General features: G+C 61.1%; 27 protein-coding genes and 1 tRNA gene. 17 read left to right on the top strand and 11 right to left on the bottom strand.

Annotated elements, in window-relative coordinates:
• Window positions 1-5: 5 nt before the first annotated feature.
• Entirely contained in the window at window positions 6-212 is a 207-nt protein-coding gene (locus tag L0962_RS03780; protein WP_234084330.1) for a helix-turn-helix domain-containing protein, read from the top strand.
• A gap of 265 nt (window positions 213-477) precedes the next feature.
• The gene (locus L0962_RS03775; protein WP_234084328.1) at window positions 478-729 is read left to right on the top strand and encodes a hypothetical protein; all 252 of its coding nucleotides are present in this window, start codon (window positions 478-480) and stop codon (window positions 727-729) included.
• A 191-nt stretch (window positions 730-920) separates the two neighbouring features.
• Here the strand turns inward: L0962_RS03775 and L0962_RS03770 are convergent, their stop codons facing one another.
• Window positions 921-1,946, bottom strand: a complete 1,026-nt coding sequence (locus L0962_RS03770; RefSeq protein ID WP_234084327.1) for a hypothetical protein — start codon at window positions 1,944-1,946, stop codon at window positions 921-923.
• Between the two features lie 102 nt (window positions 1,947-2,048).
• Complete coding sequence (locus L0962_RS03765; protein WP_234084324.1) at window positions 2,049-2,966, bottom strand: YafY family protein; 918 nt, start codon at window positions 2,964-2,966, stop codon at window positions 2,049-2,051.
• 134 nt (window positions 2,967-3,100) lie between these two features.
• Here L0962_RS03765 and L0962_RS03760 point away from each other — a divergent pair, with 134 nt between their 5' ends.
• Together L0962_RS03760 and L0962_RS03755 are read left to right on the top strand one after the other, a co-directional pair.
• Window positions 3,101-4,330 carry an MBL fold metallo-hydrolase gene (locus tag L0962_RS03760; RefSeq protein ID WP_234084322.1) on the top strand — a complete coding sequence of 410 codons (1,230 nt, stop codon included), beginning with the start codon at window positions 3,101-3,103 and terminating at the stop codon, window positions 4,328-4,330.
• Window positions 4,331-4,332: 2 nt separating this feature from the next.
• The gene (locus L0962_RS03755) at window positions 4,333-4,836 is read left to right on the top strand and encodes a PcfJ domain-containing protein (protein WP_234084320.1); all 504 of its coding nucleotides are present in this window, start codon (window positions 4,333-4,335) and stop codon (window positions 4,834-4,836) included.
• Window positions 4,837-4,941: 105 nt separating this feature from the next.
• Here L0962_RS03755 and L0962_RS03750 read toward each other — a convergent pair whose 3' ends face one another.
• Complete coding sequence (locus L0962_RS03750; protein ID WP_234084318.1) at window positions 4,942-5,769, bottom strand: hypothetical protein; 828 nt, start codon at window positions 5,767-5,769, stop codon at window positions 4,942-4,944.
• Between the two features lie 433 nt (window positions 5,770-6,202).
• Here L0962_RS03750 and L0962_RS03745 point away from each other — a divergent pair, with 433 nt between their 5' ends.
• Complete coding sequence (locus L0962_RS03745; RefSeq protein ID WP_234084315.1) at window positions 6,203-7,102, top strand: ArdC family protein; 900 nt, start codon at window positions 6,203-6,205, stop codon at window positions 7,100-7,102.
• On the opposite strand, the gene L0962_RS03740 is transcribed toward L0962_RS03745, so the two are convergent.
• Window positions 7,089-7,949 carry a hypothetical protein gene (locus tag L0962_RS03740; protein WP_234084313.1) on the bottom strand — a complete coding sequence of 287 codons (861 nt, stop codon included), beginning with the start codon at window positions 7,947-7,949 and terminating at the stop codon, window positions 7,089-7,091. The two genes, L0962_RS03745 and L0962_RS03740, sit on opposite strands and share 14 nt — an antisense overlap.
• A gap of 82 nt (window positions 7,950-8,031) precedes the next feature.
• On the opposite strand from L0962_RS03740, the gene L0962_RS03735 reads away from it, so the two are divergent.
• The 3 genes from L0962_RS03735 (at window position 8,032) to L0962_RS03725 (ending at window position 11,374) form a co-directional block, all read left to right on the top strand.
• On the top strand, window positions 8,032-8,394 hold the full coding sequence (locus L0962_RS03735; RefSeq protein WP_234084311.1) for a helix-turn-helix domain-containing protein: 363 nt from the start codon (window positions 8,032-8,034) through the stop codon (window positions 8,392-8,394).
• Window positions 8,395-8,466: 72 nt separating this feature from the next.
• On the top strand, window positions 8,467-9,429 hold the full coding sequence (locus tag L0962_RS03730; RefSeq protein ID WP_234084309.1) for a hypothetical protein: 963 nt from the start codon (window positions 8,467-8,469) through the stop codon (window positions 9,427-9,429).
• A 196-nt stretch (window positions 9,430-9,625) separates the two neighbouring features.
• Window positions 9,626-11,374 carry a bifunctional diguanylate cyclase/phosphodiesterase gene (locus L0962_RS03725; RefSeq protein WP_234084307.1) on the top strand — a complete coding sequence of 583 codons (1,749 nt, stop codon included), beginning with the start codon at window positions 9,626-9,628 and terminating at the stop codon, window positions 11,372-11,374.
• On the opposite strand, the gene L0962_RS03720 is transcribed toward L0962_RS03725, so the two are convergent.
• Window positions 11,364-12,884, bottom strand: a complete 1,521-nt coding sequence (locus tag L0962_RS03720; protein WP_234084305.1) for a polyamine aminopropyltransferase — start codon at window positions 12,882-12,884, stop codon at window positions 11,364-11,366. The genes L0962_RS03725 and L0962_RS03720 overlap by 11 nt on opposite strands.
• Window positions 12,885-12,963: 79 nt before the next feature.
• Between L0962_RS03720 and ribBA the strand changes: the two genes are divergently transcribed.
• Genes ribBA through L0962_RS03690 form a run of 6 tightly spaced genes read left to right on the top strand, consistent with a single transcriptional unit; the run spans window position 12,964 to window position 16,813 of the window.
• A complete protein-coding gene (ribBA, locus tag L0962_RS03715) occupies window positions 12,964-14,079 on the top strand; it encodes a bifunctional 3,4-dihydroxy-2-butanone-4-phosphate synthase/GTP cyclohydrolase II (RefSeq protein WP_234084303.1) in 1,116 nt (371 codons plus the stop codon).
• Between the two features lie 3 nt (window positions 14,080-14,082).
• Complete coding sequence (gene ribH, locus L0962_RS03710; RefSeq protein ID WP_234084301.1) at window positions 14,083-14,556, top strand: 6,7-dimethyl-8-ribityllumazine synthase; 474 nt, start codon at window positions 14,083-14,085, stop codon at window positions 14,554-14,556.
• Complete coding sequence (gene nusB / locus L0962_RS03705; RefSeq protein WP_234084299.1) at window positions 14,553-15,017, top strand: transcription antitermination factor NusB; 465 nt, start codon at window positions 14,553-14,555, stop codon at window positions 15,015-15,017. The genes ribH and nusB overlap by 4 nt, the downstream gene beginning before the upstream one ends.
• 4 nt (window positions 15,018-15,021) lie before the next feature.
• On the top strand, window positions 15,022-16,002 hold the full coding sequence (thiL, locus tag L0962_RS03700) for a thiamine-phosphate kinase (RefSeq protein ID WP_234084297.1): 981 nt from the start codon (window positions 15,022-15,024) through the stop codon (window positions 16,000-16,002).
• Complete coding sequence (locus tag L0962_RS03695; RefSeq protein ID WP_234084295.1) at window positions 15,995-16,492, top strand: phosphatidylglycerophosphatase A; 498 nt, start codon at window positions 15,995-15,997, stop codon at window positions 16,490-16,492. The genes thiL and L0962_RS03695 overlap by 8 nt, the downstream gene beginning before the upstream one ends.
• A 54-nt stretch (window positions 16,493-16,546) precedes the next feature.
• Window positions 16,547-16,813, top strand: coding sequence for a type II toxin-antitoxin system HicA family toxin (locus tag L0962_RS03690; RefSeq protein ID WP_234084293.1), 267 nt, complete (start codon window positions 16,547-16,549; stop codon window positions 16,811-16,813).
• Window positions 16,814-16,851: 38 nt separating this feature from the next.
• Here L0962_RS03690 and L0962_RS03685 read toward each other — a convergent pair.
• Window positions 16,852-16,928, bottom strand: a tRNA-Arg gene (locus L0962_RS03685).
• Window positions 16,929-17,023: 95 nt separating this feature from the next.
• Here L0962_RS03685 and L0962_RS03680 point away from each other — a divergent pair.
• Entirely contained in the window at window positions 17,024-17,893 is an 870-nt protein-coding gene (locus tag L0962_RS03680; RefSeq protein ID WP_234084290.1) for an HDOD domain-containing protein, read from the top strand.
• A gap of 3 nt (window positions 17,894-17,896) precedes the next feature.
• On the opposite strand, the gene L0962_RS03675 is transcribed toward L0962_RS03680, so the two are convergent.
• Complete coding sequence (locus L0962_RS03675) at window positions 17,897-18,385, bottom strand: C40 family peptidase (protein ID WP_234084288.1); 489 nt, start codon at window positions 18,383-18,385, stop codon at window positions 17,897-17,899.
• A 63-nt stretch (window positions 18,386-18,448) separates the two neighbouring features.
• Here L0962_RS03675 and L0962_RS03670 point away from each other — a divergent pair, with 63 nt between their 5' ends.
• Window positions 18,449-19,903 (top strand): NAD-dependent succinate-semialdehyde dehydrogenase, encoded by a 1,455-nt coding sequence (locus L0962_RS03670; protein ID WP_234084286.1) that lies wholly within the window; start codon window positions 18,449-18,451, stop codon window positions 19,901-19,903.
• On the top strand, window positions 19,900-20,535 hold the full coding sequence (locus L0962_RS03665; protein WP_234084284.1) for a hypothetical protein: 636 nt from the start codon (window positions 19,900-19,902) through the stop codon (window positions 20,533-20,535). Before L0962_RS03670 ends, L0962_RS03665 begins: the two co-directional genes overlap by 4 nt.
• 2 nt (window positions 20,536-20,537) lie before the next feature.
• Here the strand turns inward: L0962_RS03665 and L0962_RS03660 are convergent, their stop codons facing one another.
• From L0962_RS03660 to L0962_RS03645, 4 genes are read right to left on the bottom strand one after another with little or no spacing between them, the layout of a single operon-like run.
• Entirely contained in the window at window positions 20,538-20,681 is a 144-nt protein-coding gene (locus tag L0962_RS03660; RefSeq protein ID WP_234084282.1) for a hypothetical protein, read from the bottom strand.
• Window positions 20,681-22,597: a DUF4178 domain-containing protein gene (locus L0962_RS03655; protein WP_234084279.1), complete on the bottom strand. Its 1,917-nt coding sequence runs from the start codon at window positions 22,595-22,597 to the stop codon at window positions 20,681-20,683. The genes L0962_RS03660 and L0962_RS03655 overlap by 1 nt, the downstream gene beginning before the upstream one ends.
• Before the next feature lie 10 nt (window positions 22,598-22,607).
• Window positions 22,608-23,606 (bottom strand): SPFH domain-containing protein, encoded by a 999-nt coding sequence (locus L0962_RS03650; RefSeq protein ID WP_234084277.1) that lies wholly within the window; start codon window positions 23,604-23,606, stop codon window positions 22,608-22,610.
• Window positions 23,607-23,634: 28 nt separating this feature from the next.
• Window positions 23,635-24,036 (bottom strand): DUF350 domain-containing protein, encoded by a 402-nt coding sequence (locus L0962_RS03645; RefSeq protein ID WP_234084275.1) that lies wholly within the window; start codon window positions 24,034-24,036, stop codon window positions 23,635-23,637.
• Window positions 24,037-24,064: the final 28 nt, after the last annotated feature.

The following is a 24,064-nucleotide window of genomic DNA, read 5'->3' as shown; positions in this document are numbered from 1 at the left end:
GCCACATGGATCAGCAGGATATTCAACAACCGCTCAAGGGCGTTTTCTCCATCAACGAATTCTGCCAATGGGCAGGCATCGGCAGAACTGCCACCTATGCCGAAATCAAGGCAGGGAGGCTTCCCGCGAAGAAATTTGGGAAGCGCACATTCATTATCAGGAATGACGCTGAGCGTTGGCTGGCAGCGCTTCCAGACCAGCGACGCTGCTAATTTCCCCTGATGAGTTTCCCGGTAACGCCAACTCTCTGGATAACGGCACTGACCATCCGGCAGTGCCGTTTTTTATGGCCTCAGCGCATCGCTTGGCCGACAAAAATTTTTTGCAAAAAATAGTCACAGTGGCCGGGTCAGTTGGATATTTCTTACCCCCCCTACCCCCACAATCCCGCCATGCCTATCTATCCATCCATCGATGGATACCCACAGCCTTAGCCACAAAACCTACCAACATGCCAAGGCCCCGAGGAGAAGACCGATGAGCTTAGCTATCAACAAAGAACAGCTTGCCGCCCTTGCCATGAAAGAGGCGATGGCGTGGCTCGATCAGCGCGGAGTTTATTACCAGCATTTTCCGCCCGACCAGATCAAGATTGGCCCCATCAATTTCTGGCCCAGAACGGGCACCATCACGATTGATGGCGAAGGCCAACGCCGCGCGGAGAAGGGGCTTGCCGGCCTCGAATCAATCTTGGCTGCCAATGGCGCATGGCCCCGATTATTCCGATGAGCGCGCGTCTGCGGAGGCGTTTATCGCCACCGCCGAGATGGCGCTCCTTATAGTCAACTTCGGCACCTTATTGGCTGAGCTATCTACATGAATAATAGATGCTAATTTTCATCAAGCACCAATGATTCCTGCCGTTTGAAGATACTGACCCAAAAAGGCCAAGGCCGCCATCCCTGACGGCCTTCACCCGCTTACAAATTAAGCAACGTCAAGTCAAACGGCACATCGGCTTTTTCGTCATCAGGATAAAGAAGACTCACATTGAGATACCCCTTCTCCAGCGTTGATACGAAGCCCGCTTCCTTTCGCGCTGATTTATCAAGGTTTCGAGACACCCCGCAGCGCCGCCTACAGCCAACGCTCCCCGGATTCTCGTACCCAAATCGAATCAGATCGGAGACAAACATGCTGTCAATGCCGTTGGCGTGTTTCAGCCTGGCATTCGGATCAACCCCTTTGCACAGGTACTGGAATCGAATCCACTGCCGAGCAACTTGCCTGCTCTTGGGAATTGAAATATCGCAGGCAGCCTCGTTTAAGCTCTGCAGTCTGTTTATCTCTTGAAGTCGCTTTTCGACAAACTCCCTAAAGGCATCCTGCATTTCCTCACTAACCGAAGTCATCAAATGCGTATGCAAGCCGGCCACCCCGCTAAACTCGTTCGAGTAAATCCATATGCAGTCGATGTCGTTGTCAGAGCACCACTGGGTATAGTTCTTGATGAAAAGCTTGCTGAGAGGCAAGTCAGCAGCCTCGTCATTGCCATACCCCAACAGCTTCCAGCTAATTGTCAGATGGACGTTCAGAATGGCATTTTTTGAGTTGGCGAAGGCTACCGCATTGTAGAGCCGCACAAATTCATGGCCCTTTATGTGCCGTGGCAACGCGAAAGGATCGTTGAACGTAATTTTCAACGTTCGATGCCAACGCTGATGCTCACGAGCCGCCTTCCAACGTTTTGGCCCCGCCACTACTTTTTTGCCGTACCCAAGTGCTACAGCTGTTGAGAAACGCCGCCGTGCATCTTCATATTCCAGGCTTTTCTCATACTCATCTTCGTTCCTGCCGATAACAGCCCTAAGAATTTGCGCGTCATCAGAGTGCCCCCAAACGATCGGAAATTTTTCGCCGGGGCGATAGCCGCAATCTCCTCGTTCAATCAGGAAACGTGCGTTACAATGACCGTTCTGGTTGAGTTCGAAATTGCCGTTACTCATGTTGTACTCCAAGTTGGTTGTAGGAGCTACATATAAGAAAAACAGGGGGTAGGACTCTACGGAATTTTTATTTCCGGCTCCTGAAGTGATCCGAATGGGTCTTTAATCTTCAAGGAATCCTACTGGGCTGAGCACTTGGACAGCACTGCCAAAACCCCGTAACCAAGCTCGCAGTTCTCTTGTGTCGGCAACAGTTGCCGTGAGTTGCACCTTCCCCGCCGATTCCCCTCTGATAATTTGGTCAGTCGCAATAGGCGTCTCGTGAAGGACTAATGCTGCCTTAGCATCGAAGTCAGCAACCAGCTTTATCGGAGGCCCCAGCCGATAACCAAGCTCCCCCTCGGCAATGTAGGCATCCACATCGAACCCCGCTGGGCAGCTAGCCGGGTCATCAAGCACCATGGCCGATTCGATGCGATGCATCAGGAACGACTTGGGATTACTGTCATCCCCGCTGGTGCAGACGATGTAAATCGAATGCCCACGTTGAACCACTGCCATCGGATTTATCTCGTAGGACTTGGCATTGGCCGCCCCCCTTGGCTTGTAATTCAGTGCCAAGCGCCGATTCTCAAACAGCCCTTGGTAAATGGCCGACTGCACATCCGCATTGATGCTCGGAGGGATCAATGGCGGGCCGCTGGGCAGGATGCGAACTTTATTGTTCCAGTCGCCAACGCCATCCGGCAGTGCATCCAGTACGCCATTCGCCGCCCGGAACCACGGACGCAGAGAATCCAGTGTTGAAGCCGGTAGCACTTGTTTCAAATGCTGCTCAGCCATCTTGAAGACCAAGGCGGCTTGCGGATCGAGGCCGGGAATCTCCAACAAATCGGCATCGGCCTGCCACCACCAGCCTTGCGGCTTGCTTTGGTCACTGCACAACGGCAGCACTGCCGAAAGCTTATTGAGATCACGCTGAATCGACCGCAAGGTAATGTCGTAACCCTGCCGCTCCAGTTCATCACGAATCCTGCCGGTGTCAATTCGCCGTGGATGGCGGGGAATCAGGCGCAGCATCGCCCAGTGCCGTAGCAAAGCGTCCAAAGTTCTCTCCTGACTGTTTGAATACCATGATGCATTCCGCAAACGACGCAGAGTGTCGCTTGGCCGTTCAACAATGGCAACATCAACCAGCCCGCAAGGAGTTCAGTATGAAAGTTCGCATTCACCGTGGCACGCAACAAATTGGCGGAACCTGTATCGAGTTGGCCGCAGCCGGCGACCGCATCGCTCTGGATTTCGGCTTGCCACTGGATGGCGATGCAACCGATACGAATCTGGTGCCGGAAATCGCCGGTGACGACCTGCGGGGTATCGTAATCTCTCATCCCCATATCGACCACTACGGGCTGCTGCACCACCTGTCAGGAAATACGCCCGTCGTCATGGGCGCTGCCGCACGTCGGATTGTGCAAGCTGCCGCCCCCTTCACCGGACAACCGTTGCCATTGCTCAATGGCCCTGATCTGGAGCATGGCAAGACCATCGAAATCGGTGCATTCCGCATCACCCCGTATCTGGTCGATCACTCAGCCTACGATGCCTATTCGTTCCTGATCGAGGCCGAGGGCAAGCGCATTTTTTACAGCGGTGATTTCCGCGCACACGGCCGCAAGGCGAAGCTGTACGAGCATCTGGTGGCGAACCCGCCGAAGGACATTGACGCCCTCTTCATGGAAGGCTCCTCCCTGTCGCGCCTGGAATCGGATGAATCGTTTCCGACCGAAATCGATCTTGAGGCCGAAATCGTCGCCCACCTCAAGGCCACCAAAGGCATGGTGATGTTCCACACGTCAACGCAGAACATCGACCGCGTTGTCACCCTCTATCGAGCCTGCAAGCGTACTGGCCGCCCGCTCATCATCGACCTTTATGCCGCAGCGATCCTCGCCGCCACCGAAAACAAGAACATTCCGCAGTCCGACTGGCCGGGCATTCACCTTTACCTGCCGAAGCTGCAAGCCATTCAGGTCAAGAAAAATGAGTGGTTCCCGCTGCTCAAGCAGCACTCGGCAAACCGCATCTATCAGGAGCAACTGAAGGAGATTGGCCGTAACGCCGTCATCCTGTTCCGCCCCTTGATGCGCCCCGACCTCGACGACGCCGGCTGTCTGGATCAGGCCAGTTACATCTATTCCCAATGGGCGGGCTATCTTGAACAGGGCACCTATGCCTCGACGGAAGCATGGCTGAAAACCTTGGGCATCGAGATGCGCCACATCCACACCTCCGGACACGCCAGCCCTAAGGACTTAAAACGCTTTGCCGAGGCATTGGCTCCCCGCGCATTGATCCCGATCCACAGCTTCGCCACGGACAAATACAGCGAACTGTTCAGCAACGTGGTTTATCGCCAAGACGGCGAATGGTGGGAGGTATGAAGATGGCCGACGCAAAAGAAAACCGGGCACATCCAGATTTTCTGAATTCCCTGTTCGGACTGGGCGCCAAGCGCAAAAAGAAGCGGAATCTCGAATGGGCATCTGATTTGCCGGAGTGCGAAATCGGCGAATACCTTATTATCCCGCTGACCACCTCAAAGCAACTGAGGGCCGAGGGGCGAGCTATGAAGCACTGCGCCGGTCACTACGATGATCTTTGCCATAGGGGGCTGGCGCGGGTGTTCTCGATCCAAGACCTGTCAGGCAATCGCGTTGCCACTGCCTCGCTGATCTGGCTTGATGATTATTGGCATCTTGAACAGGTCAAGGGACATGAGAATGCCGAGGTGCTGGAAAGCGAGGAGACGTATTTCGACGGCAATTCGACTGTCACCGAACTAGAACCGACCGAGCTTTATTTCGTCGGCAAAGAGATTCTGCAACGCTATCGCTCTGCATGGAGCGACCGGCTGCATAGCTACGTTTGCAAGCTGATAAAGCCTTGAGGTCGAAAGCAATGGCATGGTTCGGAGGGGAACTGTCAGATCAGGTCGCGACTTCTACAGCTAAGTATTCATCGGCCAACGCGGTGCAACCAATACTGCCGCACCTTAGTCCGCCTGCTCCGCGTAGTATGCATCTAGCACCCGCTTATGTATTTCCTGTGCAGACTGCTGCGCAATCTTCTTTTCAAGTCTAGTTAGTGCGTCCCGCAACCTTGCCTCTTTATCTGCCGGGAATATCCAGTTTTTGTGCTTTTCGCTGTACCGACCGCCCCAGAGGGCCAACTGACGCGTAACATAAGGGTCCAGCGCGAAATCAGAGGTCTGCGCAGCTACTGAAACCCCAAATTTCAGTTGGCGCAAAATCACCACCGTTCGGCCACAGTGGTAGTTGTTTTTGGACGGCGGAGCTGGTTCCGGATTCGCTGGACACCGTTCATGCTCCGCGGTCAGATCAGGGGGAAATGGCAACTTTCGTCGCTCTGCCTCTTCCTTGGAAAGTCGCTCCGCTTCTGCTTCGAGTTCTGGAATACGCGGCTCGATGAGCCATTTTCGCGTGGTTTTCTCGTATAACACCGCCTGACGCAGCAGACCCCAAGCGCTTTGCCCGGCAAAGTGCGGCAACCCCAGCTTCAGTTCAAGCACCGGTACGCCGAGCGCCTTCAGTTTCACGAGTTTGTCGCTACTCACTGGATTCGTAACCACGATCTCAATCCAGATCGGCCCTAAATCCGTCTCGATCACTACGTCTGGTTGCACACTGCCAAAATCCACCTCAGGTCTTGGGTCTTCGTAGTGCTGTAACCAAGCCTCACGTCTAGCGGTGGCACCACCGTGCCGACCATCCGGCAGCCTGAAAACGCTCGACACCGTAACCTCCGGCAGCATTACGTCGCGTGCTAATAACAGCACCTGTTTCGCCGCCTTGTGCAGCAATGTTTCAAGTCCGCCAGTGCAATTCGATTTTGCTTCGTGCGCGAAGTACCACTCGCGTACAGTGCCTTGACATGCTACAAGCCGGCTACCGCACACATAGCAGGAGCAGCCACAGGCCAGTCCGCGTGAAACGTCCGCGACCGATACGATCTCGCCGGTAACGTTAAGCGCGAATATTTGGTGGCGCAGCTGCACAGAATTTACCGGCAAAAAGTTAGGACAGCTGCATTCTATCTCAGCACCCCTGCCTTCTGCCTCAGGAGGTTTCTGTGTGCAGCTGCCATTTAGATAGCCACTTTCTGGAAGAGACGCGCGACCACAGTTGGCTGGTTGTTGCCCGATGACGAAAGGGCAAGGAATCATTTCAAAAGGATAAACTCTTGGCTCTTAGCATTGAATTCCCCGTGTCACGTAGCCATTGGGGATTTCAGACATGCGGCAGGATACGCCGAGGGAAGACCTTCACCAGCGCATCACCAATCAGATCATCGCAGCCATCGAGGCCGGTGCTGGCGACTATCAAATGCCCTGGAATCCGAAACTCTGCACCGGGCCAGCCATCGGCCTCCCGCACAATCCAGTCGGCCGCTATGCCTATCATGGCATCAACGTTTTGGCGCTATGGGCCAGCCAGCAACACAGTACCTATGTCACGGCTGAATGGGCAACGTTCCGACAATGGCAAGCTATCGGTGCGCAAGTCCGCAAGGGAGAAAAAGGCACGCTGACCGTGTTCTTCAAGACTATTGAGGCAGGCCAGCAATCGACAGGGAGCGACGAACAGGAACCACGTCGGCATTTCATCGCAAAAGCTGCCTATGTGTTCAACGCGGCACAGGTGGATGGATTCACTCCTTCACCCGCTCCAGAACTGGGCCCCATCGAACGACATGCAGCCGCCGAAATTTTCATCAAAGCCAGCAAGGCAAGCTTTTATCACGATAGCCGTCAGGCCTGCTACATCCCCAGTAAGGATGAAATCCACTTGCCGCCCGATGGTGCATTCAAGGATGCACAGAGCTATTACAGCGTAGCACTGCATGAACTGGTGCATTGGTCGGGTCACGCCAGCCGTTGTGACCGTGACCTTCGCAACCGATTCGGAAGTGAGGCCTATGCTGCAGAGGAACTGATTGCCGAACTTGGTTCAGCGTTTCTGTGCGCGGAACTCGGTATTTCTCCTGAGCCACGTATTGACCATGCTCGTTACATCGAATCGTGGCTCAGGATTCTGAAAGGTGACAAACAAGCAATATTCACCGCCGCCGCCAAAGCAAATCAGGCAGTTGCATACTTGCAGTTACTGAATCCTGCACCGATCAGTTACGTTTGAACTCGTATTTAGCATCGCCCTGCTGGCCATATTCGGCAAACAGAAATCCTTTCGAGCGCGCATCCTCTACTCGATTTGCCTCCTTGCCCCCTGAAACAGGGGGCCACACGATCATGAGCCGGTAGCCATCGAAAGAAATTTTTTCATTGGGAATACCCGAAGCTGCCGAGAGCATTTTTATGAAATCTTGCCCCGCGATATTCATAAGGGCCTGCGCACCTTCAAGCTGCCCCATCAGGCGCTTCAACTCGCGCTTGACCTTCAACTCGATAAAAACGGGGAAATATCGTCCATTTTTCCCGCCCAGTGCAATGATGTCTGCACGTAACTCACCCGTGGAAAGCTCATCGGTCACGAATATCAGATCGTCTAAGTCGCCATCAAATCCCGTCAGAATGCCATGGAGCTTTTGCCCATTCATCAGGGCATGACGGATCAGAAACGCTTGGATTTTGTGTTCTGGCTTTGCTGGCGTGTCAGCTTTTGCTGTTTTATGTCGGGCAGGCTTGAAGTCCGCAGAGTGGTCATAGGGGTGAGCCCCTTGTGCGCTCAGTATGGCGCCTTTTATCGTTGCACAGCCTGATACCTCGCTGCCGTTGTCCTTCCTGAGTAACCGCCCGCAGGGGTTGGTTGGACTAATTGATATGGCGCGGAAGCTCTTACCGAGAATTCGTACATACCGATAGTTCTCGGCCAGTTGTTCGTGGGTGGGCAATTCCTCTCGCCATTGTTTGGCTCTTTCAATCCGGCTCTGAATGTACTCCACCCACTTCGGGTTGCTAGCTGACTTGCCCACACGCCACTCCTTTGAAGCCAATAATCGTATCAATATGTAGATAGGCAACATATCACACCCTTCTGATTGCCGGTCGGCATCTCAACCATACGAGTTGTTTTTTAAGGCAACAGATATGGGCGAAACAGGGGCTATGCGGCAGCAACTCGGGAAGCGACTCGGACAGAGAATAGCCGAGCGGCGGAAGGCGCTTAGCTGGACGCAAGATCAGTTGGCCGAACGACTCGGAGTGGATGCTGAAACCGTTTCCCGGTTTGAGCGTGGTGTGACAGTGCCAGCCTTGGTCACACTCGACAGGCTGGCTGGCGTATTGAAAACCAGCGTTGCAGATTTGTTGTCTGAGGCATCCGCGTCTCCGACCGATCAGGCCATCCGCATTTCGGCATGGCTGGAGAGCCTGCCACCCGAAGACGGCGAATTCGTCATCGATCAAGTCAAGGCACTGTGCGACCACATGCGGCATGTTCGACTTGCCACAGTGAAGGGCAAGCCATAAAGAAATTCTGTGGCTCACTGAATCCATTGCTGAGAAGGCTACCGTTGGCCTTCACTACGCAAGGAGCCACACATGCAGTTCAACCGAATCCCCCTTGTCCCGGCTGCCATCCTAAAAGCACATCGGGTCAATGAACCCGGCGACACTCGATTCAAGGCCGCAGCACGTTTCCTGCAATCGCTATGGCGTGACGAGAGAGGCTTGCCGATTGGTACTCATCGCTCTCCCAAGGGAAAGCGGCGCAAGCTGGGCAGCCGTATTGATGCCGAGAGCGCCAAGCAGGGCGGCAACTTCCTCACTCCCGATATTGCCAAGCTGGCTCTTCGCGAGTCGGTCTATCGCGAAATTGGAGCTGTCATCGAGCAGGAACGCCTCTGGAGCAACATGCTCTCCAGTCAGCCGCTGTGTTTCAACCTGTTTGGCTGGATGAAGCTGGACGCGGAGAAGGCTAATCTGTTTTTCCGCCACATGTTCCCCGACTATGTTGCAGCAGTGAAGGGAATTTACTTCGAGCATTCGCCGAGCCGCGGTGATCCTGCCTTCACGGATGACAATAGCGCCTTTGACGTGTTCGTCGTCTGCATCACCCCGGATGGTGAAACTGGCTTTATCGCTATCGAGATGAAGTATTCGGAGACGATGGCCGAACCGTTGGCTGGGCTACGCCCTCGCTACGATGAGCTTTCCCGACTGGCTGGAATCTACAAAGACCCGGAGGCTCCTGCCCTGCGGGGAAATCCAGTGCAGCAGTTGTGGCGGGAACACATGCTTAGCCGGGCCATGATTCACAATGGCCTGTACTCAACCGGGCGCTTTGTCGTGATCCATCCAGAGCAGAACCGTCAATGCCGGGCGGGCGTGAATGCCTATCGGGAACACTTGGCCTCTACCGATCCTCAAGTGTCGGGTTTCCAAGTCGTCACGCTGGAAGACTGCATCGCCGCCTTTCGTGCCATTGGAGATGCTGAGGCTGCCGATGCCCTACATGGCCGTTACTTGGATTTCGGAAAGGTGGAACAAGCCATCTTTGGGTAAAATGACGGGGCTGAGGGGATTCGCTTCTCAGCCCTGATTTAGAGACAAATCGGCCCCCACTGTACGCAGGTGTTCGCCCCTATCCGATTAAATTGGTGGCACCTTTGGGGGCACTTTATGAGAGCCCCCGACGCCATGACCAGTGAAATCAAGCCTTCCAGCCCGCATTTCCTGTTCAACGTCTGATCCCACCCTGATGACGACATCCACTGCCTCACCCGTACAAACGCCCATCGGAGCATTGGGCGAGGCAGTGTTGCGCCGGATCTTCGTGCAATGCAGCGAAGCGATCCTGGTCACCGACCGCGACAACCGCATCATTGCGGTCAACGCCGCATTCAGCCAGCTTTCCGGTTATTCGGCCGAAGAAGTGATCGGGCGCAATCCGCGCATGTTCTCGTCGGGGCGCAACGAACCGGCGTTCTACGCCGAGATGTGGCGGGCGATCAACGAGGACGGCGCGTGGTCCGGCGAAATCTGGGACCGGCGCAAGGACGGCAATCTCTACCCGATCTGGCTGACCGTATCGGCAGTACGCGACAACGAGAACCGGATCGCCAACTACGTCGCCACCTTCGCCGACATCGGCGAACGGATCGAGGCCAGCAACCAGTTGCTGCATCTGGCCTACCACGACCCGCTGACCCACCTGCCCAACCGGCTGTCCTTCGAATCGCAGATCGAGCTGTCGATCCGCGCCTGCGAACGGGACCACAAGCAGGTGGCACTGATGTTGATCGACCTCGACCATTTCAAGATGGTCAACGACACGCTCGGCCACCATGTCGGCGACGAACTGCTGAAAAGCGTCGCCAACCGGCTGCGCGACTGCGTGCGGGCCAGCGACATCGTTGCCCGGCTGGGTGGCGACGAATTCGTCGTCGTGCTGCCCGACATCGACTGCGCGATGACCATCGCCTCGATCGCCGGCAAGGTGCAGCGCAGCCTCTCCGACAGCAGCCACCGGGTCGGTCCGCACACGCTGTATGCGACGCCGAGCATCGGCATCGCCATTTACCCGGGCGACGGACGCGACGGAGAGACGCTGCTGCGCAACGCCGATACGGCGATGTACCACGCCAAGAGCGCCGGCCGTAACAACTACCAGTTCTACGCCAAGCACATGAACGCCGCCGCTGCCGCCCGTCTCGAACTGGAAAACGCGCTGCGCGAGGCGCTATCGTCGATCACCCCGACACACAGCCCGTTCACGCTGCACTTCCAGCCGCAGGTGCGGCTCAGCGACGGCCAGATCGTCGGCCTGGAAGCGCTGGCCCGCTGGCGTCACCCGCAACTGGGCGAGGTCCCGCCCGGCCGCTTCATTCCGGTGGCCGAGGAAACCGGTCTGATCCAGCCGCTGGGCGACTGGGTGTTCTGGGAAACCTGCCGCAACGTCAGGCATTTCCGCGATTGCGGCCTGCACGGTTTCCGCGTTGCGGTGAACATCTCGGCACAGCAGTTGCGCCACGAGAACCTGCCGTCGGTGGTGCGCGGCGCGCTGGCCTGCTACGAACTGACGCCGCAGGACATCGAGCTGGAAATCACCGAAAGCACGGCGATGCAGAATCCCGAGCTGACCCTGTCCATCCTCAACCAGTTGTCGGACATGGGCATCGTGCTGGCGATCGACGACTTCGGTACCGGCTATTCGTCGCTCGCCTACCTGAAGCATCTGCCGATCCAGCGCCTGAAGCTGGACCGCTCCTTCGTCCAGGACATCGAAACCGACCAGAACGACGCCGCCATCTGCTCGGCGACCGTCGCCCTCGGCCACAATCTCGGCCTCGAACTGGTTGCCGAAGGCGTCGAAACGTCGACCCAGCGCGACTTTCTCGCCCGTCTCGGCTGCGACACGCTGCAGGGTTTCCTGTACAGCAAACCGCTGCCGGCCGACCGGATCGTCGAATACCTGCGCAGCTACCGGCCGACCCGTCTCAACGGTTGACCCGCGCCCACTCGGCCTCGAAATAACGGACCAGCGCCTGGTTGTTCAGGCGGTTGACGTCGACCGGCAGCCGCGCGATGTCGGCCGGGAAATCGAACATGCCGGGCAGCGCCTCGCTGGTCAAAAATCGGGTTTTGCTGCGGTCGACCGCAGGAAACGCATAATTTCTCCGCCCCGCCAGGATGAATCCCCAGTCGCCGAAGGACGGCACCAGCGTGTGGTAGGGCGCCGTCTGCAGACCGACATCCTCGAGCGTCGTCACCACGCACCAGAAGGACTGGCGGGCATAGAACGGCGAGGTCGACTGGACGACGATCAGCCCGTTGGCGGCCAGCCGCTTTTCGAGCAACCGGTAGAAGGCCGACGAATACAGCTTGCCCAGTGCAAAATTGTTCGGATCGGGGAAATCGACAACGATGAAATCGTAAAAGTCGGCCGCCGAGCCCTGGCCGGATTCCAGCCAGACCAGCGCGTCGGCGTTGATCACCTCGGCACGCGGCGAACTCAAGGCGCCGCCATTCAGTTCGACCAGCGCCGGCGCCGTCGAGAACAGTTCGGTCATCGCCGGATCGAGGTCGACCAGCGTCACCTTCTCGACCTGCGGATATTTCAGGATTTCGCGCAGCGCCAGTCCGTCACCGCCGCCCAGCACCAGCACCCGCCGCGCCGCCGGCAAGGCGGCCAGACCGGGATGAACCAACGCCTCGTGGTAACGGTATTCGTCGTGCGACGAGAACTGCAGATTGCCGTTGAGGAACAGGCGCAGGTCGTCGCGCCAGCGGGTGACCACGATGCGCTGGTACGGCGATGAACGGGCATAGACGATATCGTCGGCATAGACATGCGCCTCGGCCAGCGCGGTCAACTGCCCGGCACCGGCAAAACCCGCGGCCAGCAGCACGCCGGCCACCCCGCCCTGCACCCACAGGCCGCGACGGGCCGGCAACTGGTCGGCGAACAGGCGCAAGGCCCAGAAAGCGACCGCAACGTTGAGCAAGCCGAACAGCAAGCCGGTACGCATCATGCCGAGATAGGGCGCCAGCAGCAGCGGAAACAGCAAAGACACTGCCAGTGCGCCGAGATAATCGAAAGTGAGCACTTGCGACACCAGATCGCGAAAGGCCAGATCGCGCTTCAGGATGCGCATCACCAGCGGAATCTCCAGGCCGACCAGCACGCCGACCCCGAACACCGCAACATAGAGCAGCAGCCGGAACGGACTGGGCAGCCAGACGAAGGCGGCAAACATCGCCAGCGCCGAAAACCCGCCGATCACGCCGACCAGCAGTTCGATCCGGATGAAGGTGCCGATCAGGTCGCGGGTCACGTATTTCGACAACCAGGAGCCGACGCCCATGGCGAACAGATAGGTGCCGATCACCGTCGAGAACTGCATCACCGAATCGCCCAGCAGATAGGACGACAGTGCCGCGGCGACCAGTTCGTAGGCCAGCCCGCAGGACGCGATGATGAAGACCGAGAAGAGCAGCGCCTGTTGCATGGCGCGCATGCTACCCCAGAAACTCTCCCGGCCGCCCCCCGTTTCTGCGAAAATACGGGTCCTCTCGCAGCACCGGAAATCCCCCAAAATGCCTCCGCATCCCGCCATCGCCTCGACCGAGGAAATCGTTGCCGAACTCAAGGCTGGCCGCATGGTCGTCCTGGTCGACGAAGAAGACCGCGAAAACGAGGGCGATCTGCTGATGGCCGCCGAATACGTCACCCCGGAAGCCATCAATTTCATGGCCAAGCATGGTCGTGGCCTGATCTGCCTGACCCTGACCGAAGCCCGCTGCAAACGCCTTGGCCTGAGCCAGATGGCGCGCAGCAACGGCACCCAGTTCGGGACCGCCTTCACGGTCTCCATCGAAGCCGCCGAAGGCGTCACCACCGGCATCTCGGCCGCCGACCGCGCGCACACCATCCGCACCGCCGTCGCCCGCAACGCCGTGGCCGACGACATCGTGCAGCCCGGCCACGTCTTCCCGATCACCGCCCGCGAAGGCGGCGTGCTGGTCCGCGCCGGCCATACCGAAGCCGGTTGCGACCTGTCGGCGATGGCCGGCTGCGAGCCGGCCGCCGTGATCTGCGAGATCATGAACGACGACGGCACGATGGCCCGGCTGCCGGAACTGATCGAATTTTCCCGCACACACGGCCTGAAGATCGGCACCATCGCCGATCTGATCCACTATCGCGCCGCCTCGGAAACCCTGGTCGAGCGCGTCACCGAGAAAACCGTCGCCACGCCGCACGGCGATTTTCAGCTGATCGCCTATGTCGACCGTGCTGCCGGCGCCACCCACCTGGCGATGGTCAAGGGCAGCATTCCGGCCGACGGCGAAACCCTGGTCCGCGTCCATGAGCCGCTGTCCGTGCTCGATTTCCTCGATCCGGACAGCAAGGCGCAATCCTTCTCGATCGACCAGGCGCAGGCCGCACTGGCCCGCAACGGCCACGGCGTGATCGTGCTGATGCACCGCCCGGAAGACGGCGAGGCGCTGCTCGACCGGCTGACCGGCCGCAACGTCGTGCCGCGCCCGCAACAGAAATGGGACCCGCGCACCTACGGCATCGGCGCGCAGATCCTGCGCGACCTCGGCGTCACCCAGATGCGGCTGCTCGCCAGCCAGCGCAAGATGCCTTCCATGGCCGGCTTCCAGCTCGAAGTCACCGGCTTCGTCACCTCGCCCACGGAACTCTGATTCATGCCCCGCTTCGACAACGTCTTCGAATACGACAACGACCTTTCCGGCACCGGCCTGCGTGTCGGCGTCGTGATGAGCCGCTTCAACCTGCCGGTCTGCGAAGGCCTGCTTTCCGCCTGCATCGCCGAACTCAAGCGCCTCGGCGTGGCCGATGGCGACATGCGCATCGCCAGCGTGCCCGGCGCACTGGAGATTCCGCTGGTCCTGCAGACCATGGCGCAAAGCGGCCGCTACGACGCGCTGATCGCACTCGGCGCGGTCATCCGCGGCGAAACCTACCATTTCGAGGTGGTGTCCAACGACGCCTGCCGCGCGATCATGGAAGTCCAGCTGCACACCGGCGTGCCGATCGCCAACGGCATCCTGACCTGCGAGACCGACGAACAGGCCGAAGTCCGCATGCAACCGAAGGGGACCGACTGCGCACAAGCCGCCGTCGAAATGGCCAATCTGAAGAAGGCACTGGGTCAATGAGCGAACAGAACCAAACCGCCAAGCCGAAATCGGCCCGCCGCCGGGCCCGCGAATTCGTGCTGCAAGGGCTTTACCAATGGCGCGTCGGCGGTGCCGACGAGGCCGCCATCGAAGCCTACGCGCCGGAAATGGAAGGCTTCGCCAAGGCCGACCGCGAATTCTTCGTCGGCACACTGCGCGGCGTGATCGGCCAGCACGTCGCGCTGACCGAGCGCATCGCCACGCACATCGACCGGCCGTTCGGCGAACTATCGCCGGTCGAGGCCAGCCTGCTGCTGCTCGGCACCTTCGAGATGGCCAACCATCCGGAAACGCCGTACCGCGTGATCATCAACGAAGCCATCGAACTGGCCAAGTCCTTCGGCGGTACCGACGGACACAAGTACGTCAACGGCGTGCTCGACAAGATTGCCGCCGTGCTGCGCCCGACCGAGGTCGCCGCGCGCCGCCAGGGCAAGTAAGACGATGGCCGGCGAATTCGGGCTGATTGCCCGCCATTTCGCCCGTCCGACGCCGTCGGCCGTACTCGGCCCCGGCGACGACTGCGCCCTGATCCAGCCGTCGCCCGGCAAGCAGTTGGCGGTGACCACCGACATGCTGGTCGCCGGCACGCATTTCCTGCCCGACACCGACCCGAAGAACCTCGGCTGGAAGGCGCTCGCCGTCAATCTCTCCGACCTCGCCGCCATGGGCGCGGTGCCGCGCTGGGTGACGCTGGCCGGCGCACTGCCTGCGGTCGACGAGCCGTGGATCGCAAAATTCGCCGACGGCTTCTTCGCCTGTGCCGCCGAATACGGCGTCGACGTGATCGGCGGCGACACCACGCAAGGGCCACTCAACCTCTGCGTCACCGCCTTCGGCGAAATCGAACCCGGCCGCGCCCTGCGCCGCGACGGTGCCCGCCCCGGCGAGCAGATCTGGGTCTCCGGTCGGCCCGGTCTGGCCGCGCTCGGGCTGGCCCATCTGCAAGGTCGGGTCAAACTGCCCGAGCCGTGGCCGCGCCTGTGCGTCGCGGCGCTCGAAAAACCGCGGCCGCGCGTTGCCCTCGGCCAGGCCCTGGTCGGATTGGCCAGTGCGGCGATCGACGTTTCCGACGGCCTGCTCGCCGATCTCGGCCATATTGCCGAGCGCTCGGGCTGTGCCGCCGCGGTGCGCCTGGTCCAGCTGCCGCAACTGCGCGACCTGGCCGGCAGCGGCCAGCACTACGACGCCGAGTTGCGACGCATCGCACTCGATTGCCAGGTGGCGGGCGGCGACGATTACGAACTGTGTTTCACGGTACCCGCCGCACGCAGCCCCGAGATCGCCCGGCTCGCTGCGCAGCTCGAACTGCCGCTGTGGCCGATCGGCGAGATCGTCGCCGGACCGGCCGGCGAGGTGACGGTTTCCGATCCCGACGGCCGCCCCGTCGAATTCGCACGCCGGGGGTACGAGCACTTTGTCTGAATCCGGCCAACGCAGACCCGACCTCCGCTTCCTGTTTGCCCATCCGGCGCATTTCTTCGCCTGCGGCTGCGGCAGCGGGCTGGCCGGCAAGGCGCCGGGCACCTTCGGCACGCTGTTCGCGTGGGCCAGCTTCATCCTGTTCCGCCCGTATTTCACCGACGGCCAGTTGCTGTTCCTGTTCGCCGCAGCCTACCTGGCCGGCATCTGGTTCATCGACGTTGCCGGCCGCGCGCTCGGCGATCCGGATCACGGCAGCATCGTCTGGGACGAAATCGTCCCCTTCTGGCTGGTCCTGCTGCTGACGCCCGGTGGCTGGCTGTGGCAGCTGACCGCCTTTGCGCTGTTCCGGTTCTTCGACATCACCAAGCCGCAACCGGCCCGTTACTTCGACGAGCACGTGAAGAACGGCTTCGGCGTGATGGCCGACGACCTGATCGCCGCCGGTTACACGCTGCTGCTGCTGGCGCTGCTGAAAATCCTGGTTTCCTGACCGTCGACCGCAGCAGGCATACAATGGCGACATCCTGATTCGCAGGAGAACGCCATGAGCCACAAGCACGCGCAACTGTTGCGCAGCATCTTCCACGACCCGCTGCCGGCCAACATTCACTGGCGCGAGATCGAATCGCTGCTCAAGCATCTCGGTGCCGACATCCAGCCCGCCCACGGCGCCCGCTTCCGCATCCTGCTCAACGGCTGCGAGGGATTCCTGCACCACCCGCACAACAGCAACACCTGCAGCCGACAGGAAATCAAGGCGGTACGCGACTATCTGCTGCACGCCGGCATCACGCTGGCCGGCCAGGAATGAAAAAGCCACCGTGGGGAACACGGTGGCTTCGGGAATGCTGGCCCGCCCGGCGCGATTCGAACGCACGACCCCTGCCTTCGGAGGGCAGTACTCTATCCAGCTGAGCTACGGGCGGAAGGATGCGGATTCTACTCTGCACTGCGGCTTGCGTCCATCGGAGCGAATCGAATAAGCTTCCGGCATCCCCAGCCAGCCGACAACAAGCAGAAGATGAGCCCGTCCCCCCGCGACCTGAACCCAGACGAACTGCAGAAAGTTCTCGCCACCGTCGATATCCCCGCCTGCCCGACCTTCGTCACCGAGGCAATGAACGAAGCGCAGAAGGACGAACCGGACATCCGCCGGCTGGCCGCCATCATCACCAACGATCCGGGCATGTCGGCGGCCGCCGTCAAACTGGCCAATTCGCCGATTTACGGCGGCGGCTCGTCGGTCAGCGGCGTACGTCAGGCGATCGACCGCCTGGGTACCCGCAACATCGTCTGTGTGGTGGTCGCCTCGGCGTTGCGCAACAGCATCGGCGGCCTGCCGGCCGCCTGGCTGGACGGTTTCTGGAAACGCGCCGGCCAGCTCGCCGTCGCCGCCAGCCTGATCGCCCGCCGGGTTTATGGCGTATCGCCCGATGCCGCTTACACCTACGCGCTGTTTCACGACGCAGCCATTCCACTGATGATGAAACGCTTCCCGGATTACGGCAAAGTACTCGAACGCTGCGTGCAGGACGGCACTCCCATCGTCCAGGCGGAAAACGATTACTTTCCCTGCACCCACCCGATCGTCGGTTCGCTGCTGGTCCGCAACTGGGGCTTGCCGGCCATCCTCGGGCAAGCCATCCGCTTCCACCACGAGCTTGACGCCTACGACCTGCCGGACCGCACGCTACCCGGCGGCGCGCTCGCCTTCATCGCGGTGACCCAGGTTGCCGAACACCTGCTGGCAGAAATCCAGGAGGGCGAGGACATCGAAGTCGGCCACGAGCTGTTTGCCCGGGCCCTCGACTATCTCGGCCTGTCGGTCGACGACGTCGACGATCTCCGGCAACGCGTCTCCGGCGCGCTCGGCGAAGCCGCCTACGCCTGAAGCCTAGTCGAGCAGCGTGCGCGCGGCCTCGTAACGTTGTGCGAAATAGCCGCTGGCCAACTGGTCGATGCGCACCCGCCCGTTGCTCGACGGCGCATGCACGAAACGGTCGTCGCCGATGTAGATGCCGACATGCGAGAACGGGCGGTTCAGGGTGTTGAAGAACACCAGATCGCCGGGCCGCAATTCGTCCCGTCCGATCGGCCGCGCCTGACGGGCGATATCCGCCGCACTGCCGCCGACCCGCAGACCGGCCGCCTGGCCGTAGATATAGCTGACCATGCCGCTGCAATCGAGCCCGGCATCGGGATTCTTGCCGCCGAAGCGGTAGCCGGTATCGATCAGGCTCATCGCGTACAGCACCACCTCGGCCCCTTGCGCGCTGACCGGGCGCGGGGCATGCGCTATAGTCGCAACCGGCCGCGACGCCGGCGAACCGCAGGCCGCCAGGCACAGCGCGAGACAGGCAACGAAGCTCAAGCGCCAACGCATCGATCTCATCCTTTTTCTTGAAAGTTTCTACAACTTACCGTTTTTACAGGATTTTTCAAGACCATGAATCTCCAGAATCTTTCCCTGCTGCGGTCAACCAACCTGATCGACGGAAAATGGGTCGATGCCGACGACGGCCAAACGCTGGCCGTCATCGATCCGGCCAGCGGTGAGCAGATCGGCAAGGTACCGCTTGCCGGCGCTGCCGAAACGCGGCGGGCGATCGCCGCCGCCGACGCCGCCTGGCCGGCCTGGCGCGCACTCACCGCGAAACAGCGCAGCCAGTTGCTGCACACCTGGTTTCGCCTGATTCTGGAGAACGCCGACGATCTGGCTCAACTGATCACCGCCGAGGGCGGCAAGCCGCTCAGCGAAGCCAGGGGGGAAGTGACGTACGGCGCCTCCTTCGTCGAATGGTTCGCCGAGGAAGGCAAACGCAGCTACGGTGAAAGCATTCCCAGTCCGAACCCGGCGCAGCGCCTGCTCGTCGTCAAGCAGCCGGTCGGCGTCTGCGCGGCAATCACGCCGTGGAACTTCCCGCTGGCGATGATCACGCGCAAGGTGGCCCCGGCACTGGCCGCCGGCTGCCCGGTCGTCGTCAAGCCGGCCGAAGCGACACCGCTGACCGCCCTGGCGCTGGCAGTACTGGCCGAACAGGCCGGCTTGCCGGCCGGGGTGTTCAACGTGGTGACCGGCAAGCCGGCCGAAATCGGCGGCGAGTTGTGTGCCAATCCGACGGTGAGAAAACTGTCGTTCACCGGGTCGACCGCAGTCGGCCGGCTGTTGATGCAGCAATGCGCGCCGAGCCTCAAAAAACTGTCGCTCGAACTGGGCGGCAACGCGCCCTTCATCGTCTTCGACGACGCCGACCTCGATGCTGCGGTCGACGGCGCGCTGGCGGCAAAATACCGCAATACCGGCCAGACCTGCGTCTGCGCCAACCGCTTCCTGGTGCAGGACGGCATCTATGAGGCCTTCGCTGCGCGCCTGGCCGAACGAGCCGGTCGTTTGCCGGTCGGCGCCGGCGACGAACCCGGCGTTGCCCAGGGGCCGCTGATCAACGCCGCCGGCCTGGCCAAGGTCGAGGCGCATGTCGCCGACGCCGTCGCCAAGGGCGCGCGCGTGCTGTGCGGCGGCGCCCGCCACGCGCGCGGCGGCAATTTCTATCAGCCGACCGTGCTGGCCGACGTGACGTCGCAGATGCAGGTCGCCCGCGAAGAAACCTTTGGTCCGATTGCCCCGCTATTCCGCTTTTCGACCGAGGCCGAGGCCATCGCCATGGCCAACGACACCGAGTTTGGCCTTGCTGCCTACTTCTTCTCGCGCGATGTCGGCCGTGCCTGGCGTGTCGGCGAGGCGCTCGAATACGGCATGGTTGGCATCAACAGCGGCCTGATCTCGAACGAAGTGGCCCCGTTCGGCGGCATCAAGCAATCCGGCCTCGGTCGCGAGGGCTCGAAGTACGGACTCGAGGAATACCTCGAAGTGAAGTACCTCTGCTTCGCCGTCAGTGCATGAAATACCTGCTGCTTGGCCTGCTTGCCGGCCTGCTCATGCTCGCCTGGCGGTCTTGGCGCCGGGCCGGTCGCGCCCGCTTCATCGAAAGCTTCCCGCTACAAGCGCGCCTCGACCAACGTCTGGCCGCACGTCGGCCGTCCCTGTCGGAAAGCCAGCGCGGAGAAGTTTTGGAGGGCTTGCGCGACTATTTCCTGATCTGCAACCGGGCCGGCCGCCGGATGGTAGCGATGCCTTCGCAGGCGGTTGACGATGCCTGGCACGAATTCATCCTCTTTACGCGGCAATACGACACTTTCTGCCACAAGGCGTTCGGACGCTTCCTGCACCATACGCCAGTCGAGGCCATGGCATCGCCGACACAGGCTGGCGACGGTATCCGGCTCGCCTGGCGACTGGCCTGCGCCCACGAAGGCATCGATCCGAAAACCCCTGCACGCCTGCCCCGGTTGTTTGCACTCGACGCGGCGCTAGGCATCGCCGGTGGCTTCGTTTTCCGGCTCGACTGCCTGGCGGCCGGTCAGACGGGCAACAGCGACGGGTACTGTGCCAGCCACATCGGCTGCAGCAGTGGCTGTGCCGGCGACAGCGGTGGAGATTCCGGCGGTGACGGCGGCGGATGTGGCGGCGACTGAAACTACTTGTGATAGACCCGGCCGCTACCGCCGCTGCGGCCGTCCGGATTGGCGACGTTGTCAAACAGGTTCCAGCCCTGCTGCTGGGCATAGCCGAACAGGCTCAGGGCGAGGATGGCGGCAGCCAGGTTGAATTTGTCGAACATCAGTCGTCCTCGTCGTCGTCCGGCGCGTGATCGCTGTCGGCCCAGCGCCGGACCTCGAAGGCATGGTGGCGCAGCCGGGTGAATACCGGGAAAGCCACCAGGAAGATCATCACCAGCACAAAGTTCGACCAGCCGGCACCGGCTGTCCGGACCTCCAGCGCACTGCGCAGCGGCAGGGGCTTTTCCGGGGCCAGCTCGGCGTCGACCGTCAGATAGTAGGTCCCCGGCGGAACGTTCAGGAAGACGACCTCGTCGGCATTGTCGCCTTCAGACCAGTAACCGTCGTCGTAGCCATGGTAGTAGGAAACCTCGCGCGCCGCGGGCCAGGCCTGGCCGGTGTTCTTGTCGACCAGCAGCAGTTCGAAGACGGCCCAGTTGTTGTCCAGATTGGTCTGATTGCGCACGGCGATCTTGCGCGGCTTGCCATCGATCCGGAATTCGCCGGTCTGCCGGCTTTCCTCGAGACCGTTCGGGGCGAAGTCGAAAGTTTGGCGGAGCAGCGTGCTGCCACCGCCGCCGATGACGAACCAGGCCTGGACCAACACCGCGACCAGCGCCAGTTTCCAGAACAGCCGGCACACCTTGCGATGCCCTTCGGCCCACGGATTGGGCTGGCAGGCGCCGACGCCGATCGGGGCCGGCAGCCCCGATTTCAGACCGAAGGCGGCAGCGATCACGGCCGGCTCGACATAAGTCCCGAGCGACCAGCTCAGCGTCTTGTCATCCGTTTCGCGCGACAACGTATGCGGCGGTGCGACATAGTCGGTCACCCGGTTGATCTCGCCACGCCGGACCCGCCAGGTGAACTCCCCTTCGACATGCACCACCTCGGCCCGCGCCGCCGTCGAGAAATGCCGGTAGCGCTCGCCCTGCCAGCGCACATCGGCGAGTTCGTTGCCGCCGACGTTGGGTGGATCGGACAGGACATCGACCAGGGTCCAGTGATTGTTGTATTCGGTGAGCCAGCGGTAGCTCCCGTTCTCGCCGGCCAGCAGGTACTCCCGCCAGTGGTAGGCGATGCCGTCCACCTTGCTGCGCTTGACCAGGAAACCGATCAGCTCGACCGCTTGCCCCGCCAGCCGCCCCTTGCTGCCCAGCGGCAGGCGCGGGGCAAAGCCGCCGTCGCGCTGCTTTAGGGCCTTGGACAGCAGGCGCAGCGTCTCGTCGCTGGTATCGACCACCGCCCCGCAACTCGCACAGCCGACCGCCTGGATGCTCGCATCGCGCGCCTGCATCGGCGCACCGCAGGCCGGACAGCGAAAGACCCGGGTGTCCACCTTGCGCGTCGGCACGGCCATGCCGTCGCGCAGCCCGTTCATCGCCAGCGCGCCGAAATCGACGGCCTCGCCGACGAACAGCAAGGGGGCCGTTTCCGAATAATCGAGCGTGGCGAAATTCCGCCCGTTACGCAGGTCGACCGCATTGACCGGATAGCCGGCACCGACCTTGAACGGCAACTCGCCCTGGCCGGCGACGCACTCGGCACGTTCGAGATTGCTCACCACCCAGGACTGGCCGGCCAGCACGAAACGCTCGCCGATGCGCCATTCGTCGAAGGCCGGCACCACTTCCTGCACCGGCTGGACGAAGCTCAGCACATACTCGCCGGCGGCCTCCGACAGCCAACCGGTGCGCATGTCGTCGAACAGCAGATGCCATTCGTTCCAGAGCCCTTCGCCATAGCGGATCTGGATGCGTCCGATCAGCGCAAAATGCACGCCCCGGTAGCTGCCCTCGGCACCCAGTTGCAGCGGCGAGCGATCCTCGACCAGTGCCGCCATCTTGCCGATGTCTTCCAGCGTCTGGTCGTGGCGGACCAGCGTGCTGCTGCAATAGTCGCAGACGGCAAAGACCGACGACGCCGAACGGAAGACGACCGGCGCGCCGCAGGAGGGACAGGAGGCGGTCAGCGCCACGGTGCTGCGGTCAACTCAGCTTTTTCAGCAATTCCGCTTTCTTGGCATCGAACTCGGCCTGACTGAGGATGCCCTTCTCGACCAGGCCGTGCAGCTTTTCCAGCGTCGCCACGACATCGTCGGCCGATACCGCGGCAGCGGCCGGTTGCATCGCCGAGGCCATGGCCTGGCCGACCACCTGGCCAAAGCCGACGCCGGCGCCAAGGCCGACACCCATCGCCGCGATGCCGCCTTCGTTCCTGGCCGCATCGGGAATGCTGCTGGCGACCTGGAACTGCGTGTAGCGCTGCATGTCGCCGATCATGTTCATGCCGATCTTCTGGTCGAGCAGCTTCTGCAGTTCCTCGGGCAGCGACACGTTCTGCACGACCAGCGTGTCGAGCTGCAGGCCGTAGTCGGCGAACAGCGGCGCCGCCTTCTGCAGCATCGCCTTGCCGAACTCGTCCTGATTGGCCGCCATGTCGATGAAGGCCACGCCGGATTCGCCGAACAGGTCGGTCAGCCCGGCGACCAGCGTGCTGCGCAACTGCCCTTCGAGCTCTTCGCGGGTATAGCTGCCGCGGGTACCGGAAACCTTCTGGTAGAAGATCTTGGGGTCGACCAGGTGATACGAGTAAATCCCGAAAGCGCGCAGGCGGACGATGCCGAATTCCTTGTCGCGGATGGTGATCGGGTTCGGCGTGCCCCACTTCTGATCGAGCTGTCCACGGGTCGAAAAGAAGTACAGATCGCTCTTGAACGGGGATTCGAACAGTTTGTCCCAGTTCTTCAGATAGGTCAGGACCGGCAGCGTCTGGGTATTCAGCTTGTACATGCCCGGGCCGAAGACATCGGCGACCTGCCCTTCGTCGACGAAGATCGCCATCTGCGAATCGCGCACGGTCAGGCTGGCACCGTTCTGGATTTCCATCTCCTGCATCGGGAAGCGCCAGGCCAGCGTGCCGTCGGCATCCTCGGTCCATTGCAGGATGTCGATGAATTGTTTCTTGATGAAGTCCATCAGGGCCATGCGAGCCTCCGTTCGGTAAGCGGGTTGGTCAGACGATGCAGGCGGCGTTCAGGATGCCGACGCCGACGGAAAGGGATGCCATGAAAATGCCGGCCGAGCGGCGCTCGTGCGGGATCGCCACGCCGAGATCGGGCAAGGCCAGACGGGCGACAAGATACGCCCCCAACTGGACCGCACCGGCCACGACGCCCCAGCCGACCATGACCGCGATATCGTGACTGGTCGCCACCGAAACGCCGATCGGCAGTGCATAGCCAAGCAGCGCACCGCCCAGGCTGATCGCGGCAGCGGTATTGCCCTCACGGATCATCGCCAGCTCGTTGTAGGGCGTCACCCAGACGTACAGCAGCACAAACAGCACGAGCAGGACGATCGCCGTGGCGAAGAAGCCGGCGAAAGCGGGCAACTGGTTGAGCACCGGGTCGAACATGGCGATATCCCTGCAGGTCGGCAATGAC

This window comes from Azonexus sp. R2A61 (assembly GCF_021401135.1).
Lineage (GTDB): Bacteria > Pseudomonadota > Gammaproteobacteria > Burkholderiales > Rhodocyclaceae > Azonexus.
This window is presented reverse-complemented; position numbering and strand designations above follow the sequence as displayed.

Coding starts and splice junctions, on each gene's coding strand:
- L0962_RS03780 (WP_234084330.1), top strand. CDS start 6: ATGGATCAGCAGGATATTCAACAACCGCTCAAGGGCGTTTTCTCCATC.
- L0962_RS03775 (WP_234084328.1), top strand. CDS start 478: ATGAGCTTAGCTATCAACAAAGAACAGCTTGCCGCCCTTGCCATGAAA.
- L0962_RS03770 (WP_234084327.1), bottom strand. CDS start 1,946: ATGAGTAACGGCAATTTCGAACTCAACCAGAACGGTCATTGTAACGCA.
- L0962_RS03765 (WP_234084324.1), bottom strand. CDS start 2,966: ATGCTGCGCCTGATTCCCCGCCATCCACGGCGAATTGACACCGGCAGG.
- L0962_RS03760 (WP_234084322.1), top strand. CDS start 3,101: ATGAAAGTTCGCATTCACCGTGGCACGCAACAAATTGGCGGAACCTGT.
- L0962_RS03755 (WP_234084320.1), top strand. CDS start 4,333: ATGGCCGACGCAAAAGAAAACCGGGCACATCCAGATTTTCTGAATTCC.
- L0962_RS03745 (WP_234084315.1), top strand. CDS start 6,203: ATGCGGCAGGATACGCCGAGGGAAGACCTTCACCAGCGCATCACCAAT.
- L0962_RS03740 (WP_234084313.1), bottom strand. CDS start 7,949: ATGTTGCCTATCTACATATTGATACGATTATTGGCTTCAAAGGAGTGG.
- L0962_RS03735 (WP_234084311.1), top strand. CDS start 8,032: ATGCGGCAGCAACTCGGGAAGCGACTCGGACAGAGAATAGCCGAGCGG.
- L0962_RS03730 (WP_234084309.1), top strand. CDS start 8,467: ATGCAGTTCAACCGAATCCCCCTTGTCCCGGCTGCCATCCTAAAAGCA.
- L0962_RS03725 (WP_234084307.1), top strand. CDS start 9,626: ATGACGACATCCACTGCCTCACCCGTACAAACGCCCATCGGAGCATTG.
- L0962_RS03720 (WP_234084305.1), bottom strand. CDS start 12,884: ATGCGCGCCATGCAACAGGCGCTGCTCTTCTCGGTCTTCATCATCGCG.
- ribBA (WP_234084303.1), top strand. CDS start 12,964: ATGCCTCCGCATCCCGCCATCGCCTCGACCGAGGAAATCGTTGCCGAA.
- ribH (WP_234084301.1), top strand. CDS start 14,083: ATGCCCCGCTTCGACAACGTCTTCGAATACGACAACGACCTTTCCGGC.
- nusB (WP_234084299.1), top strand. CDS start 14,553: ATGAGCGAACAGAACCAAACCGCCAAGCCGAAATCGGCCCGCCGCCGG.
- thiL (WP_234084297.1), top strand. CDS start 15,022: ATGGCCGGCGAATTCGGGCTGATTGCCCGCCATTTCGCCCGTCCGACG.
- L0962_RS03690 (WP_234084293.1), top strand. CDS start 16,547: ATGAGCCACAAGCACGCGCAACTGTTGCGCAGCATCTTCCACGACCCG.
- L0962_RS03680 (WP_234084290.1), top strand. CDS start 17,024: ATGAGCCCGTCCCCCCGCGACCTGAACCCAGACGAACTGCAGAAAGTT.
- L0962_RS03675 (WP_234084288.1), bottom strand. CDS start 18,385: ATGCGTTGGCGCTTGAGCTTCGTTGCCTGTCTCGCGCTGTGCCTGGCG.
- L0962_RS03670 (WP_234084286.1), top strand. CDS start 18,449: ATGAATCTCCAGAATCTTTCCCTGCTGCGGTCAACCAACCTGATCGAC.
- L0962_RS03665 (WP_234084284.1), top strand. CDS start 19,900: ATGAAATACCTGCTGCTTGGCCTGCTTGCCGGCCTGCTCATGCTCGCC.
- L0962_RS03660 (WP_234084282.1), bottom strand. CDS start 20,681: ATGTTCGACAAATTCAACCTGGCTGCCGCCATCCTCGCCCTGAGCCTG.
- L0962_RS03650 (WP_234084277.1), bottom strand. CDS start 23,606: ATGGCCCTGATGGACTTCATCAAGAAACAATTCATCGACATCCTGCAA.
- L0962_RS03645 (WP_234084275.1), bottom strand. CDS start 24,036: ATGTTCGACCCGGTGCTCAACCAGTTGCCCGCTTTCGCCGGCTTCTTC.